This window comes from Emcibacteraceae bacterium (assembly GCA_041396985.1).
In the GTDB taxonomy this organism is placed as follows: domain Bacteria; phylum Pseudomonadota; class Alphaproteobacteria; order Sphingomonadales; family Emcibacteraceae; genus Pseudemcibacter.
Map to the genome: position 1 here is coordinate 227,261 of JAWKXO010000005.1, position 16,041 is coordinate 243,301.

General features: G+C 45.0%; 17 protein-coding genes. 9 read left to right on the forward strand and 8 right to left on the reverse strand.

The window, feature by feature from the left end:
* Positions 1–5 precede the first annotated feature (5 nt).
* From R3D86_13855 to R3D86_13865, 3 genes are all read left to right on the forward strand, one after another.
* On the forward strand, positions 6–692 hold the full coding sequence (locus tag R3D86_13855) for a 2OG-Fe(II) oxygenase (GenBank protein ID MEZ5759300.1): 687 nt from the start codon (positions 6–8) through the stop codon (positions 690–692).
* The gene (locus tag R3D86_13860) at positions 679–1,320 is read left to right on the forward strand and encodes an alpha-ketoglutarate-dependent dioxygenase AlkB (protein ID MEZ5759301.1); all 642 of its coding nucleotides are present in this window, start codon (positions 679–681) and stop codon (positions 1,318–1,320) included. Before R3D86_13855 ends, R3D86_13860 begins: the two co-directional genes overlap by 14 nt.
* 107 nt (positions 1,321–1,427) lie before the next feature.
* Positions 1,428–2,288 carry a MipA/OmpV family protein gene (locus R3D86_13865; protein ID MEZ5759302.1) on the forward strand — a complete coding sequence of 287 codons (861 nt, stop codon included), beginning with the start codon at positions 1,428–1,430 and terminating at the stop codon, positions 2,286–2,288.
* A gap of 32 nt (positions 2,289–2,320) precedes the next feature.
* On the opposite strand, the gene R3D86_13870 is transcribed toward R3D86_13865, so the two are convergent.
* Positions 2,321–2,785, reverse strand: coding sequence for a c-type cytochrome (locus tag R3D86_13870; protein MEZ5759303.1), 465 nt, complete (start codon positions 2,783–2,785; stop codon positions 2,321–2,323).
* 171 nt (positions 2,786–2,956) lie between these two features.
* Between R3D86_13870 and R3D86_13875 the strand changes: the two genes are divergently transcribed.
* The 3 genes from R3D86_13875 to R3D86_13885 are packed head-to-tail and all read left to right on the forward strand — an operon-like array spanning position 2,957 to position 5,122.
* Positions 2,957–3,412, forward strand: coding sequence for a tRNA (cytidine(34)-2'-O)-methyltransferase (locus tag R3D86_13875; protein MEZ5759304.1), 456 nt, complete (start codon positions 2,957–2,959; stop codon positions 3,410–3,412).
* A 6-nt stretch (positions 3,413–3,418) separates the two neighbouring features.
* Positions 3,419–4,270 (forward strand): oxygen-dependent coproporphyrinogen oxidase, encoded by an 852-nt coding sequence (hemF, locus tag R3D86_13880; protein ID MEZ5759305.1) that lies wholly within the window; start codon positions 3,419–3,421, stop codon positions 4,268–4,270.
* A gap of 9 nt (positions 4,271–4,279) precedes the next feature.
* On the forward strand, positions 4,280–5,122 hold the full coding sequence (locus R3D86_13885; GenBank protein MEZ5759306.1) for a hypothetical protein: 843 nt from the start codon (positions 4,280–4,282) through the stop codon (positions 5,120–5,122).
* Between the two features lie 15 nt (positions 5,123–5,137).
* Here the strand turns inward: R3D86_13885 and R3D86_13890 are convergent, their stop codons facing one another.
* From R3D86_13890 to R3D86_13910, 5 genes are all read right to left on the reverse strand, one after another.
* Positions 5,138–6,331: a CCA tRNA nucleotidyltransferase gene (locus R3D86_13890; GenBank protein MEZ5759307.1), complete on the reverse strand. Its 1,194-nt coding sequence runs from the start codon at positions 6,329–6,331 to the stop codon at positions 5,138–5,140.
* The gene (locus R3D86_13895) at positions 6,306–6,983 is read right to left on the reverse strand and encodes a CoA pyrophosphatase (protein MEZ5759308.1); all 678 of its coding nucleotides are present in this window, start codon (positions 6,981–6,983) and stop codon (positions 6,306–6,308) included. The genes R3D86_13890 and R3D86_13895 overlap by 26 nt, the downstream gene beginning before the upstream one ends.
* Positions 6,980–7,555, reverse strand: a complete 576-nt coding sequence (locus R3D86_13900; protein MEZ5759309.1) for a DUF1285 domain-containing protein — start codon at positions 7,553–7,555, stop codon at positions 6,980–6,982. The genes R3D86_13895 and R3D86_13900 overlap by 4 nt, the downstream gene beginning before the upstream one ends.
* 57 nt (positions 7,556–7,612) lie before the next feature.
* Positions 7,613–8,098: an N-acetyltransferase gene (locus tag R3D86_13905; GenBank protein MEZ5759310.1), complete on the reverse strand. Its 486-nt coding sequence runs from the start codon at positions 8,096–8,098 to the stop codon at positions 7,613–7,615.
* A 127-nt stretch (positions 8,099–8,225) separates the two neighbouring features.
* The gene (locus R3D86_13910) at positions 8,226–9,602 is read right to left on the reverse strand and encodes a porin (GenBank protein MEZ5759311.1); all 1,377 of its coding nucleotides are present in this window, start codon (positions 9,600–9,602) and stop codon (positions 8,226–8,228) included.
* Positions 9,603–10,149: 547 nt separating this feature from the next.
* Between R3D86_13910 and R3D86_13915 the strand changes: the two genes are divergently transcribed.
* Both R3D86_13915 and R3D86_13920 read left to right on the forward strand, forming a co-directional pair.
* Positions 10,150–10,803 (forward strand): hypothetical protein, encoded by a 654-nt coding sequence (locus R3D86_13915; GenBank protein ID MEZ5759312.1) that lies wholly within the window; start codon positions 10,150–10,152, stop codon positions 10,801–10,803.
* Between the two features lie 862 nt (positions 10,804–11,665).
* Positions 11,666–11,974 (forward strand): hypothetical protein, encoded by a 309-nt coding sequence (locus R3D86_13920; protein ID MEZ5759313.1) that lies wholly within the window; start codon positions 11,666–11,668, stop codon positions 11,972–11,974.
* Positions 11,975–12,051: 77 nt separating this feature from the next.
* Here R3D86_13920 and R3D86_13925 read toward each other — a convergent pair whose 3' ends face one another.
* Positions 12,052–14,475: a zinc-dependent metalloprotease gene (locus R3D86_13925; protein MEZ5759314.1), complete on the reverse strand. Its 2,424-nt coding sequence runs from the start codon at positions 14,473–14,475 to the stop codon at positions 12,052–12,054.
* A 128-nt stretch (positions 14,476–14,603) separates the two neighbouring features.
* Between R3D86_13925 and R3D86_13930 the strand changes: the two genes are divergently transcribed.
* On the forward strand, positions 14,604–15,497 hold the full coding sequence (locus R3D86_13930; GenBank protein MEZ5759315.1) for a hypothetical protein: 894 nt from the start codon (positions 14,604–14,606) through the stop codon (positions 15,495–15,497).
* Positions 15,498–15,553: 56 nt separating this feature from the next.
* Here R3D86_13930 and R3D86_13935 read toward each other — a convergent pair whose 3' ends face one another.
* Positions 15,554–15,949 (reverse strand): MAPEG family protein, encoded by a 396-nt coding sequence (locus R3D86_13935; protein ID MEZ5759316.1) that lies wholly within the window; start codon positions 15,947–15,949, stop codon positions 15,554–15,556.
* Positions 15,950–16,041: the final 92 nt, after the last annotated feature.

The window sequence follows — 16,041 nt, forward strand, 5'->3', positions numbered from 1 at the left end:
AAAACATGCAAGTGGAATTAAACTGGCCCGCTATTCAGGAAGACCTGCTGGCAAACGGCTACACCAAAGTCGCCAATGTCTTAAGCTCAGAATCCTGCGACAAACTGATCGCCGCTTATGATGATAATATTTACCGCAGCACCATCACTATGGAACGCTATAATTTTGGCCGCGGCGAATATAAATATTATGCTTATCCCCTGCCCGCAATCATTCAGAATTTACGGCAGTATTTTTATAAAAACCTGCGCCCGGTTGCCAATGAATGGGCGAGGCGCCTGAAATTAAGTCCAGAATATCCGGAAAAATATGACGATTATCTTGCCCTTTGTCATGGGTCCGGCCAGCGCCGCCCGACTCCGTTGATCCTAAAATACGCGCAAGGCGATTATAATACCCTGCATCAGGACCTATACGGGGACATCCACTTCCCCTATCAGGTCGCGATCATGTTAAGCAATCCTGATGATTATGCGGGCGGTGAATTTACTCTGATTGAACAGCGGCTCCGCATGCAGTCTGTCGCCCATATTGAAAAACCGAAGCGCGGTGATGCCATCATTTTTGCCGTAAATGAATTTCCAAAGCTGGGGAAAAAAGGCTATTATCGTGCCAGATTACGTCACGGCGTCGCCCGGCTTAAATCCGGCTCACGTCATACAGTTGGAATTATACTTCATGATGCAAAATGATCTTTTTCGCACCATTGCCCCTGAAATGGAGGAACTTGCCCCCGGCATCTTCCTGTTTCAGCGCTATGTCGACGAACAGAAATTCATGGATGTGGTGGACTATGCCGCGAAGGAGATTCCCTTTCGCCATATGGTGACCCCGGGCGGAAAAAAAATAAATGTTGCTGGCACCAGTATCGGCAAATGCGGCTGGTATTCGGACCGGCGCGGATATCGTTATGAACATAATGACCCGCTTTCCGGCAAAGCCTGGCCGGAAATTCCGGTGGATATCAGCACCATTATCAGTGACGCCGCCGCCAAGGCGGGTTTTTCCGGCTTTGTCGCGGACAGCTGCTTCATTAACCGTTATCGCCCCGGGGTGCGTCTCACCGCCCATATTGATCAGGATGAGCAGGATTTCAGCCAGCCGATTGTCTCTGTCTCGCTTGGGGTATCGGCTATTTTTCAGGTATTTGGTGATAGCCGCAGTGGCCGCCCCCTGAACATCCCGCTTCACTCAGGGGATCTGCTGATTTTCGGCGGTCCGGCCCGCCGCGCCTATCACGGCGTAAAAAAACTGGAAAATGCTTTTCATCCGCTGACCGGTGATATAAGGTACAACCTCACTTTCAGAAAAGCTCTCTAACAACTCAACCCAAAGCCACATTTTCAACATTTTTCTACTGTCTAATCCAACATAACAAAAATTTAATAAACATCTGACACCATATTGACATGACTGCCGGAGACAAATTGAAAATCCATATATCGACACCGATCCTTTTATCGACACTTCTAGTCGGAAATATATGCCTTGCCGAAGAAAAGGACATTCCCTCTAACGATGGCGAAGGCCAATCGAATACAGTCAATGAACAGGATTCCAACGGTCTTTGGAATTATAAGAAATTCCTGCTTGATGAAAATGGCAAATGGTCGCTCGGGTTTGGCACAGTTGTCAGCAATTCGCCGTTTAAGGGTGAAAAAATTTCGGTAACACCAATCCCGGTTGTTGATTACAGCAGTAAAAATCTGTTCATTCGTGGGTTGCGGGGCGGTTATCATATCAAGAAAGTCGATAATCCGCGTGAAGGGGGATATTTCCTAGATGTATTTCTAAGCCCGCGAATCCGACCGGGGGACAGCCGCCGTAAAATATCGCTCGATGGTGGTGTCAGTGGCGGCTATCAGTCCATAGCCGGGACCATTACTTTGGGTCTGCTTCATGATATTTCCGCCCAGTCCGGCGGAATGGAAATTAACGCGTCCTATAGCTTTCCCTATCAGACGCCAGGGAAAAAATTCTTATTCATTCCCAAACTGGAAATCACCTATCAAAGTGAGGGACTGGCCAATTATCTGTGGGGAATAGATAATAAAACCTACCTGAAATCGCTGGCGAACCCGAATGAAGTCACACTGGAACCATACCGGATTACCACATCCGTGTTTAACTTTTCCGCCAGCATGACCAATGTTTATCGCATTGATGATCACTGGAACACATTGTTTCTGGCGAAAATCACCGCTCTTGACGGTGATATTCTCGAAAATCCCGCCATTGAGCGACAATTTGATTACAGTTTTATAATCGGTACTGCCTATACTTTCTGATCAGGCAGTAGCCAATTATTTCAAATGATCCCCTATTGATAAACCGGATAAATGGTCGGTGCATAGGGTTGCAGAACATACTGGTTCTGTATGAATGCCACCAGATCAATCAATTCGGACACTGTCATAATCGAATTATAATTACGCATCATTGACTGGCCTTCTCCAACTGCCGGGGTCAGGCGATATTGATCCGACACTTTATGCGACGGGTTGATAATGGACGTGACCAGCTCTCCATATGTGGCAATATGGGTTGTTGTCCCGCCAAGGGGCACGGCCATAATCGGCTCAATCCCTTCAGGGGCGATCAATTCGTCTTCCATTCCGGCAACCATGTGACAGTCGATACAGCGAAATTCAACGAAATAACGCTTTCCCAGCTCCGGATTTCCTTCCGGCAATGTAAAACCATAGGAAGACTCCGGTCCAAAATCACAGCTAGCCAGAAAAAGAAGACCGATAATGCCGCTAAAAAATGCCAATAATATTTTCATTTAAATCCCTTTCAATATTTGTTTTCAGAGGACTTACTAAAATTAACTATACCGTCTTATCATTCATAAGTGAATGATCCTGATCAATAAAAAGAATTTTATTTATATGTTCTTCTTAGATCGGCTCATATTGCCCTTGCATCGCCCGGAGTGAGCGATTAATAGTTTCCTATGCAGATCGCTTTATACCAGCCGGATATTCCCCCCAACACAGGCACCATCATTCGTATGGCCGCCTGTCTTGATGTTATGGTCAATATTATTGAACCCTGCGGCTTTCCGTTCGGGGAAAAATCCTTTCGCCGTGCGGGCATGGATTATATCGACCAGAGCAAGATAATCCGCCACCAATCATGGGAAGATTTTCTTGAAAAAATTGGCAAAAGCCGCATCGTTTTACTGACCACCAAAGCCTCAATTCCCTATACGGAATTTACATTTCAGTCTGATGATATACTGCTGCTGGGCCGGGAAAGTGCCGGGGTTCCGGACGACGTCCATGCAAGGGCTGATCACCGGCTTAAAATTCCGATGGCAAAAGGGACAAGATCATTGAATATTGCCCTTTCAGCCGCTATGGTTCTGGGTGAATCCTTAAGACAAACGATGCAATTTCCGGAACCCTGATTAAAAATGAGCACTGAAGAACAAAAAGAAAAAGCAAAAAACTGGTTTGAAGACCTGCGAGACCAGATCTGTCACAGCTTTGAAAAAATAGAAGATGATATTACCGGAGTCTATACCGACCTTGACCCCGGCCGGTTTGAGCGCACAAAATGGTACCGTGAGGATGACCCGGCCAAGGGTGGCGGCACCATGGCGGTGATGAAAGGCCGGGTTTTTGAAAAAGTCGGCGTCAATGTTTCAACAGTTTACGGCGAATTTTCACCGGAATTTGCCGCACAAATCCCCGGTGCCGATAAAGATCCGCGCTTCTGGGCCAGCGGTATTTCGCTTGTGGCCCATATGCACAGCCCCAAGGTGCCCGCCGTTCATATGAATACCCGTCATATTGTCACCACCCGCGGCTGGTTTGGCGGTGGGGCCGATCTTAATGCGGCTATCCCCAATCATTTTGACACCAAGGATTTTCATAAAGCCCTTAAAAAATGCTGTGACCGTCACGGCGATGATTATTACGACAAATATAAAAAATGGTGTGATGACTATTTTTATGTGCCGCACAGAAAGCGTGCCCGTGGTGAAGGCGGCATTTTTTATGACCAGCTTTCGACCGACTGGGAGCGTGATTTTGCCTTTACCCAGGATGTTGGCCGCACTTTCAATGAAATTTATCCCGCACTGGTACGGCGCCATATGAATAAGGAATGGACCGCCGAAGAGCGTGAAGAATTATTATATTACAGAGGGTTATACGCCGAATTTAATCTTGTTTATGATCGTGGTACAGCCTTCGGCCTTAAAACGGGAGGCAATGTCGATGCCATTTTGATGTCGCTGCCGCCCCATGCAAAATGGAAATAACTTATCCCGATGGAATGGGCTAGTTTTGAAGCACAGATAAAAAATGAAGTCCGCAATATTGGCGGCAATTATGTCTGGACTGATGTCATTCTCCAGGGCAAATATCATATTCAGAAAAATGTCAAAACGGGCAGTTACCGTTTGCTTGATGGCCTTCGAAAAAGGATTCTGCTTTCCGATTATGATGACTGTTTTCATAAACTTAACGAACTTTCTCCTAAATTCGACCATGATCATCTGGTCCTGATGATCCATGGTCTTGGTCGCCATGCCGGTATTATGTATAAACCAAAAATAGCCCTGCGTAAGGCTGGCTTTTCGGCCCATTCGCTTAATTACGCGACCCTTTTTGAAAGTGTTGAGCAGCATGCCGATCATTTCACCCATCTGCTTGAAAATTTGAAAGGCATCAAAAAAGTTTCCTTCGTCACCCACAGCCTCGGCGGGTTGGTGGTGCGGGAAATATTAAGCCGTGCGCAAGAATGGAACGGCGTTAAGGCATATAAGCTAGTCATGATGGGCACCCCGAATAAAGGGGCTCAGATTGCAGAATTTCTTAATCGTTTGAAACTTTATCAGTTTATCAGTGGCCCGTCCGGACAGGATGTCAGACCCATGAAAAAAATCAAAAACCTGCCAGAACCCCCTATTCCGACATTGGTCATCGCCGGTGGCATGGGCAATGATATCGGCTATAACCCGATACTCAGCGGCGATAATGACGGTATTGTCAGGGTTTCTGAAACCCACCTTGACTGCCCCCATGACTTTAAATTGGTCAATGTCATCCATACCACCATTATGGATCACCCTGACAGCATCAAAGCCATGCTTGAATTTCTTGAAAAATAATAGGAAAATCGCCTGTTAATGCAGGGTCATTTTAAAATCATTCTTGATCCAGATTTCTTCCAGACGCTTAAGTTCCCCGCCCAGTTCGCGGCCCGCTTTCCAGCCCTGCTCCATCAATTCCTTGCCGCTGATCGGCAGTTGCGGAATTTCATACTCTTCAATATAGCTCAGCGTCTTAAGATCAAGCTTACCCAACCGGGTAAGGTTATGGATGACCACATCTTTTCCATATTGGTAAAGCACCCGTCTCAGGGTTTCCTTTCTAAGATCATGATTTTCATAAGGCTCTGTAAAGGATATCAGCTGATCACGCTGCCTGTTTGACAGCCTTAGCCGCTTTGACGCCTTAGAAATAATCTCCTTATCACCGGGCAAAAGACAGGAAAGACGACCGATAAAATCCTTTTGTCCCAGTTTCTTTTGCCGTTTGGCATATTTTAACAGTTCGTCATATTGTTCATATTCCGGCAGAATTTCACGCAATATACCAATTGCCGCCATCACCGGAATGATTTGCACAACCTGTTTTGACAACAGCAGCTTTTCAAATTCGTCCCTGACCCGCTCACCGGAAAGCTTTGCAATCATTGCTTTGCGTTCAACACAGGCAAGCATGCCCGCCTCATCAACTCCACCCACATCATAATTTGATGAAAACCGAAAAAAACGCAAAATTCTAAGCCCGTCTTCCTTTATTCGCTCGCGCGCATTGCCAATGAAACGGACCCGCGCCTTTTTTATATCCCTGAAACCCCCAAGCGGATCATGGATAGTACCGTCAATATCAAGATAAAGGGCGTTTATAGTAAAATCCCGCCGTCTGGCATCCTCGTGCCAGTCGTCAGTAAATTCTACCTCCGCATGGCGGCCATCGGTGCTGACATCACGGCGCAGCGTGGTGATTTCAAAATTTTTATCGTTTAACCGGGCGGTTATGGTGCCATGTTTCAAGCCCGTTGGAATGACTGATATCCCCGCTTTTTCAAGTATTTTCCTATTTTTCTCAGGCGAATATCTGGAGGCAATATCAATATCGCCAATTTTACGCTCCCGTTTCCAGAAAATATTAAAGAGCGCATCGCGAACTGCGCCGCCGACAATCCGCGCGCTTAATTCTTCATGATTAAGCACAGCCATAAGCCGGACAAGGGTTTCATCCTCAAGCCATTTTTCACCGGCGATATTAAGCGGCACATTGTTCATATTCATTGACCAGTCTGGCAAAGCGGACCAGCATGGCCGCCGTTGCTCCCCATATCTTATACTGTTCATGGGGAAATACATAATAATATCGTTTCTTGCCGCGCCAGTGAATGCTTTCAATCGTATGGTTCTTTTCGTTGAGGATAAAGTCCAGCGGGACTTCAAAAACTTCTTCCACTTCGCTTTGCTGCAAAATCATTTTGAAATCGGGATTAACAAAGCCAACAACCGGCGACACGCTATAGCCGGTCACTGTTTCATAATCTTCCATAGCCCCGATCACCTCAACATGGCTTTGCGGCAGATTGATTTCCTCTTTTGCTTCACGTAAAGCCGTTGCCATCGCATGCAGATCATCATCGTCACAACGCCCACCGGGAAAGCTGACCTGACCGCTATGGCTTTTCAGATGGGCCGACCGTTTGGTCAGCAGAATTGAAAGCTGATCACCCCGTTCAACGATGGGAACAAGCACTGCCGAAGCCTTAAGCGGTAATTCATGGGTAAAATCACCAATATCCTTCATTATTTCATCCGGACGGTAAAGTGAATGATCCCCATTTGTCGGACGGATCCATACCCTTGCTTCTGCAGGGGTCAGTGCACGTCTCATGATCGGGTCATGTCGTTCAAATAATCGCGTAATCTGTCTTCTCATATAGTCTGTCCGTCCAGGGAAAAAAAACTGCCACAACTCCACACACCAAACCTGCCATCATGCTCAACCGCCATTTCCGCCAGCTGGTAATATACACTGCGTGATATCAGTGCATCAAGATTATCCCGGACACGCACATAAGGGGATGGCTCACCTGTTTCATCATTAATACTCACCGTAATCGGATGCCTGTCATCCACTTTGACATAATCATCAAGATTGGTTCGAAATATGATCGACCCCTGATCCATTTCCATTTCAACCGCGGTAAAGGGGGCATCATCAACCCTGATCCCGACTTTTTCAATCGGCGTCACCAGAAAATAATCTTCGCCTTCCCGGCGCAGAATGGTTGAAAACAGCTTCACCATTCTTTCCCGGTTAATCAGGGTTCCCATATAATACCAGTTTCCTGCCCGGTCGATACGAATATCAATATTGCCGCAAAAGTCAGGATGCCAGAGATGAAGCGGAGGTCGCTTTTGATTATTGAAGGCTTTCATCGCTTCAGAAATGAAATGTGCCGGTCGAAAGCCGTCCCTGTTTCCGTTATGATAATCAGTGTTTTCCATAAGCTACTCCTACCGCAACTATATGAAAATATTATGACAATTTAAAGATCTTCTTTTTTAATGCTGTTTTTCAATAGCGCCGGCGAGGCCGGAAAATGCCCCCGGTTCCAGCTCGAGAGCCAGCAGTCTCGACAGGTCCTTCTGTCCTTCCATGGTAAAATCTTCTGCCATCTGGCGGCTAAACCCCAGCCGTGCATAATATGGTTCATCGCCGACAAGGACGACCCTTTTATGGCCAAGCATTTTTGCCCGTTCAAGCCCGTGCCGCATCAATCCGATGCCATATCCCTTGCCTTGCAATGATGGCTCAACCGCAATCGGCCCAAGCAAAAGCACATCCTGACCTTTTATCTGCACAGGCCAGAACTGGAGCGTCGCAATAAGCTTTCCACCGTCCCTGATCACAAAGGACAGATCCTCAATCGCCGGGACGCCGTCCCGAAAAGCATAGGCTGCCTTTTTATGACGATCAGGTCCAAACGCAAGATCAAGCAGCCTTTCAACCTCCGCCTCATCAGATTTTTGCTGTAAATCAATTATCATTCCGGATAATCCCAATAAAAAATTTCACAGCTGATAGCATAGAAAAAAATACCGATCCAGAAAAAAATACGGTTTTCATATTTATTTTCCGAATTTTATTCGGTTTAATGATAAAATACAGAATTTTCTAAAAATTCACCATTAACCGCGTATTGACAGAATTTATGATATCTGTCTTTTCATTGCTGAAATCACGAACCACAGTATAGGCATAATTCCCCTGCAGCTTAATCAGGTCATTAAGATACCAGTCAGCGGCAACTATGACTGATTTCTGCTTTCGTCCAAAATTTTCATGGGTAAAATCGGCAACATCATAGCGGGCTGCCAGCCTCACTTCGCCCATGCCTCCTGCCCCCACCGGATTGGCAATTTTTACATTATCATAACGGCCATCCTTGCCGTCGATCACCCGCTCGCCACCGGTCGGAAAAAAGCTTACCTCAACATAGCCGCCTTCATATATGGGATCTGTCCCTGTCAGTGTTTCCATACTGCTCAGATGATCCTTCACAAAACCATATTCGCTTTGAAAGCCGAATGATTTATAGGTTGCCACAAATTCACCGTCAAAAAATGTCTCACCCGTAACCATAAAACTGCTTGATGCCAGCGGTTTTAAATCCCCCTGATTTATGAATGGCCGGGTACTGTAATTAAGGTCATATGCATGACCATTCTCATTTCGGTAAAAACCTGAGCCGCCAAAATGAAGACCAACGCCATTCTCCAGCCGCGGGCTATAGGTAAGACGGGCAGATACCATGTTATTATCGTCGAGAGAACTATTCCCGGTTGAGGCATTTTCAAAAAAATATCCGCCGCTGACCGACCAATTTTCCCCGTGGTGTGATACACCAACACCAACCTGTGGATTAATCCGCAACGCATTGATAAAGGCCGCCCGCTCGGCAAACGCCGCATTGGGCGGCGGTGTCAGCTTATCCAGTGTGGCATAGGTTCTGGTCTGCCCGGCAACAATGGTCGTATTGCCGAATGAATAATCAATATAGGCCAGCTTGACATCCACTTCATTATCAACAAATTTTGTCGCTATCCGGTAACTGAAACTGCCGAGAAAGTTTCCGCGAACCCCAAGTTCAAGATGGCGCATGTTGGTGCCGTTTATTTTATCAAGCGGACGTGATGTGCCATCCCCATCCTTGAAAGTGATGATCGAATAATCATAAGTCATACGGCCGTTTATTTCGAACGAAAAACGCCCGTCAGCAGAACTTAACACCGGGCCCGGTTCCCAGGTAAGAATAAAATCATTATTCTTCTGACCATCCGGTTTTGCGGCTTCATTCTGTGCTTTCTCATCTGTCAATTTTTCTACAGTGGTTTTAAGCTCATCAATCTGCTGCTGAAGTTCCCTGACGTCAGGTTTGACAAATTCTGTTTCAGGATTGGCCGTCGCTTCCTGTGCACCTGCATTCACAGCAAGAGCCCCGGCCCCCAGAATGAAGAGGGACGGTATTGCAAATATTCGTTTATGAAGCATAAAAATAACCCTGCTGTTACACTATATCAGTGCAAAAAATTAACGATAAACTGTCATTCGTCAAGCGCTAGTTTCCGATTCTCCGAAAATGTTAATAAATTATGTATCCACAGTTAATGATTCGGTAATAATTCTCTTTAAATTTTCAGACAATTTGATAATAAACCTGTTAATTATCAATAATAATTTTAACAGTATTTTCTCATAACCAACTGACTTATCAGTAAGATTCTAAAAACTAAGAATAATCTCAACCTATGGAACGAGCAATAAATCAAAGACAATCAATTTATTAACTATTTGTAAATCTATCCTGCATTATCCTGAAAATGATTATTTCCTCCCCCAGACTTGGGCGGCCTGATTTGAACGGTCGCCTTTTTTTTGTCAAAATATCAGCGTACGCATTGGAGTTGGGAATTATGGGGGATTTTTATTGAACTTACGCTTGAAAGGGCACGGTAAAATAAGTTAATAATCATATATGATGAATGACAATTTTATTTATTCACGTGACTAAATATTTAAAGTTGGGGGATTGGGATAAATGGCTGCAATGTTGACCAGGAAAACGGCAATTTTAAAAACTATTTTAGCACTCAGCGTATTACCGTCTTCTGTTTATTCGCAGGATTTTTCCGACGAAAACGAAGACACCCAGGCCCGCACCTATGACCGCAAAACGATAGAAGATGATTATACATCCGTTCCCGTTTATAAGGATCGTCAGATCACCTTTACCACCGGATATGATTACAGCAGCGGAAAATTCAATCTGCCCGCCAATACCAACATCAGTTATATCCCCTATAGCCTCCAGTATGAGACAGGCAAATGGGAATTTAAGATAAACAGCGGCTATATCAGCTTTGCTGCACCCAAAAATGTTGTGCCGGTGATCGAAGGGGCGCCATTGGTGACTGATGTTGATCTGACCCCGACCGACCGATACAGAAACCCGCGTAAAGACGGATTTGGTGATGTCTATCTATCGGCCAAATATTCCATTGAAAATCCTTATAGCAATGATCTTTATATTGATCTGACCGGCCGAATTAAAATTCCGACCGCCAATGAATATAAAGGATTGGGAACAGGCAAGGTCGATTATATAGTCAAAGCAGATTTCGCCTATCTCATGGGCAATTTTATGCCTTTTTGCCACATTGGGTTACACTTTATTGGTAAACCATCTTTATGACCTTCAGGAGAACAGCTTCTTTACTCCGTCGGAGCTTCATATTATCTGACCTATGACACCAGCATCGGGGTTAGCTATGAGTACCGCGAAAGCGCCACCCCGGCTTTAACAACCCCAAGGAGAAATCTTCGCCTATACCGATGTCCAGATCAATGATCACTGGGGCGTAAATTTTTACGGTGTTGTCGGCCTTAATAACGTCACCACCGATTACGGCCTCCCGGCACCCAGCAAAGATATAAGTTTTAACAACAATTTTTCCTAATTTATGCAGGTAACCGGGCTCAATATAGTTCCACCACTATATTTACAAAAGTTAGAGCCAGTTTATTAAGAAAATAAAGAATATTTTGATAAAATAAATTGGGAAACTTTATGGATTATTATTCAAGTCTTCTTTCTGGAATAAGTGGCGCTATTGGCGGCGCCTTGTATGCGTTTATTATAATTAAATTTCCAAAACATAAAATTATTGCATCTGTTGTTGGCATATCATTGTTTTTTTTACTGAATATAGCTTCAAAATCATTCTGCCTATAATAAATGAAAACCGGTTGAAAAAGAAATTGATCAGGAACTTACGAAAATTCCACTTTATACAACTTTAGAAATACATGAACAGAAACTTACGAAAAGCAATGCAATTATTTTTGGCTGTAAAAAATGGGCAAAAAAAATCGGAGTCTGCTGTTATTTAAACCATTGTTCTTATTGGAGATTTAGCAAATAATAAAATGAAACAACTTCCAGTAGCACTACTCAATTATATGAAAATAAATTATTGAAGAAGGAATAGTTTTAGAAAAACGGATAAAGGAGGAAGTGTTATGAGTTTTTTTATCCTGAATCTGAAGGTCCCATTTTGATATCAGACTTTATTCCTCAAGAATTACAACAAAAAGATTTATCTGCACTTAATGAAATTGTTATTAATGCAAATAGTATTCAGGAAAGTTTTGATCAGGAGGAAAATAGTCAGCAGTTTGCATTTATTACGGCAAAATTAAGTCAGACCTATGGTCAGGACCTTGCACTGTTAAATTCAGTTCCATCAACTTTGGATGAGAAAAATAAAATATGTACTATCGTAATTGATTATTACAAAAATATACTTAAATTGCCTGATGAAAAATCCAGCAAATTATTACGTTGGTTGTTTTCCCAGCAATAATACCTTTAAACGGAATATTCTTATCTTGACAGGCTAAGTTTCAGGGACAGCATAAAGCTGTCCCTATATAGTTATTATTAAATCGGCTCTCCCGGCGGGATTTGTGCCAGGTCTGATGCTTTGGGCATATATTTCCCCTCAAGGAACAGACCGATCCGCCGTGCCTGCGCCTGATAATGGGCTTTATATTCGCGGTTCATTTCCTCTTTCGCGATTTTTTCCTCTAAAATCCCCTTAAGCCCGGCCAGATGCGATGCCACCATTGCCTGCACCGCCGGTGAAGCATCATGATCCGCCGCCGTCATCATCATATAATGGACAAACACATGCCCGACCCGGCGTTGAACCGCCGCTTTTAGCGGATCATCAAGCCGCGATGCCAATATGGTATTTTGGGCAATTTTCACGATATAACGGTCAAGACTGATTTGTGAGCTGTCCCGCACATTAAAATCATTGACCCGTGCCAGGCGATATCTGTCAAACAGAAGGCCGAGTGTATGATTGGCATGGGCTTCCACCAGCGCCAACGCATCAAAACTTGCCCCGGTGTCGCGCGGAAAACTTTCATTCGTCAGCTCATAGCCAAATGCCTTGGGCGGGATCAGGTCAAGAATATGTTTTGGCAGGGTCAGATAATCGGGCGAAAGTGCTTCTAAGACCAGATCCATCGCCGCATCCTGACGCTCGCGTGATACCATGGTATGGCGCGGCACCAGACCGGCCCCCTTGACTTCATAGCCGTAAATCATGCCACCGATTGATTTTGCCGCCGCATTAATCTGAAACCGTGGCAGATAGTAAAGCGGCACCAATGTTTCCTCAAGGCTGGAAAGCGGTGTTCCATCCGCAATATTATCAAGCCCGAATTTGGCAAGCGCGACTTTCCGTACCTCATACATCTGTTTTGTGGCTTTCAAAACGTCATCGCCAAAATCCCACAAATGGCTGTCCGCATGAAGGCTTGATACGCCGCGGCTGTCCGGTCCGTCTGCCACAAACTGATGACCGGAAGCATAGGCATCTTTCAGTATTTTCTGTAGCCCTGCTTTTTCTTCCCCTTCATTCGCATACTGACGATACCCCCAGTTCACGGCAATTTTATTCCATTCACCGATTTTTTCACGGTATGGGTTTTTGATGGAAATATTACCGTCCTTATCCACTGACATTTTCGGATGCGGGTAATCCATCACATCGTCATCATCATTTGTGCTGGCGATATAATTATGGGCAAACCCAAGTGTATGGCCCACTTCATGCGCGCCAAGCTGGCGGGTCCGGGCAATGACAAGGGCAATACTGTCATCAATATCGGCTTTACCGTCCTTATAAGGGCCGGTCACCGCATTGGCGATCATAAAATCCTGTCGGGACCGCAGTGAGCCAAGAGTCACATGCCCTTTGATAATTTCACCGGTACGCGGATCACGGACACTGGCCCCGTATGACCAGCCACGGGTTGAGCGGTGAACCCAGTTGACCACATTATAACGCACATCATCCGGGTCCATATCTTCGGGCATAATTTTCGCCTGAAACGCATTTTTAAATCCGGCCGCTTCAAATGCCTCGTTCCACCATTCAACCCCTTCACGTAAGGCTTCCCTGATCAGTGGCGGAGCGCCACGGTCAATATAATAAATGATCGGCTTGACCGGCTCGCTGATCGCCGCATTCGGGTCTTTTTTCACCAGACGGTGACGATTGATATAGCGTTTCACGATCGGCTGATCAATCGGAGTGCCGTAATCCATCACTTCCGTATCATTAAAGCTCATGGCCGGGTCAAAAATACGCGGCTGATAATTATCATCCGGCAGCTCAACAAAGGATATCCGCTGTTTAAGAGTAATAATTTTCGGATTGGCCGCCACCGAGCGGACAAAATTTCCTGGATTATTCCCCATAAAAGTAACCGAGCTTTCAAGTTCGGTATTTTTGGGGAAGGTTTTGACCTTATCAAAATTGACAAAACTACGGGGCTCGTTAAAGCTGAAATCGCCCTGCCCGCTTCTTTTAATCTTATCAGCTATGCCATGCTGGTCCGACATCATCATATCGGTAATGTTGATTAGTGTGCTGCCGTCCTTATCGGTGGCAACCGCCTTAAAGCTCCAGACGATAGACGGGGCAAAGGCATTGACCGCAGCCAGCCGTTCACTCGGGTTGTCACTGGTGGCGATATAGCGGGTGTTTTTCTGATGCAGCAGCACCTTTTCACCGACACGGCCGAAATAAACCAGTTTGGTATCGCCAAGCTGTCCACGGTCAAGCGCTACATCATTGGATCCAAGCGCCCCGGGAAGACTGACTTTATAGATAAAATCCTGATCAAATTTTTTAATTTCCAGATAAACAGCCCCTTTCTGATGATCCAGATAGATATCAAAAAAACCCTGTTTTTTTTCCATCCCCTTGGTAAAATCGGATATGGTCTGCGCCTGTGCCGAAGCTGAGAAAATAATGATGACTAACGTGCTGAAAAATGCCCGTAACATGGCCGTCCCCTTTTGACAAATTGGTTTTATTTTGTGAAAGCTTAAGGGCAATTGAACCCAAGTTCAAGCCTTGCTATGCTGGTAAGTATAAAAACGGTAATGAAAGATATGAAATAATGAAAAAAATTATGCCACTCCTTATATGTACTGCTTTAAGTGCCTGTAGTGGAAATGACCAGGCAGACGATAAACCCCTTACCCCCGCTGATTATGCCGATTATGTGGTGATCGGAAAATCGGTCAACACGAGGCAGAAACAATCCGGTGAAAAAAATCTGCTCAATACCGTGTTTTTCGCTGAAATTTTTCAGACAAAAAGGGCAATTGACGGGATCGGTGTTACCAATAGTGTTCTGACCGGTCCGGGCAAAGCAAAGGATGGACTTAAATTTTCCGATGGTGATACCCGCTACCTTACCGGCGGCAGGGTCGGAACCATTGAAGAACTTGATAAAATATTTCCTGATTCCACCTATTATTTCAGCTTTGACACCCCCGCCGGGAAAATAAGAAACCTGCCCGCCATTTTTAAAAAAGACGGCGATGAAAGTTTAAATCCCGGACCGATTACCTTGTCCTTATCCCAAAATGGAAGCCCGGTGGACCCCGCCACCATTGACCCGGAACATGACCTGCTGGTGACATGGAGCCCTTTTGAAAAAGGGGCCGCAGACCCGGACGGCATCATTGATGATATGATCTATGTCATGTTTGGAAACTGCATGGGCATCGAAACCGTTCATAGTGGTCATGCATTTGATCCCGGTAGCCTCACTTTCCGTGCTGAAAGCTTCATAGTTCCTGCATCCAAACTTTTTGCCGGGCAGCCATTTATGCTGGAAGTGGAGCATTCAAACATGGAAACCGATATTTATAAAGGCATAGAAATTATTGTGACCTATGCGGCTTCCACATTTCTTGATCTTAAAACCATTGGTGAAAATACTGAAAACCCCGCCTGTCCCGCTGTTCCGCTTGCTTTTGATGGTGGTGCCAGCGACCGGATAAGGGCGCCGGAATAATAAAACACAAAAAAAGGCGGCCAAAAGACCGCCTTTAAATGAAGATTATTTCATTCTTACATTGGTGAATTTGCCATATTCATCGCTGCGCCGATTATGCCACCGATCACCAGGATAACCGTCGGCAAAAAGCTTAAGCCAAAACCCATGCTGCGTTTTTCCGGATCAGCAACATAGCTTTTATAATAAATAAATCGTCCGATGATAAAGACTATACCAAGGCCCGCTGCAATTTCGGAGCCATAAGCTCTGGCAAACATGACCATTCCGGGAATAAAAGCCACCAAAAGTTCAAGTGTATTCATCTGCACCCGATAATAACGTTCAAAAACGTCGTTACCGGTTGTTGCAGGCGCTTTAATACCGCTTTGCACCCGGGCCTTACCGACCATCATTGCAAAAAATACATATTCTACCAGCGCAATGCCAATTACGATTGTTACAAGATCCATGAATTCCCTTTCTCCTATAGTTTGTGTGACCTGAGCCTATGCCACATTTTGAAAACTGTCAATTAACTGTTTCTTTACCCTGATTTTTAAAC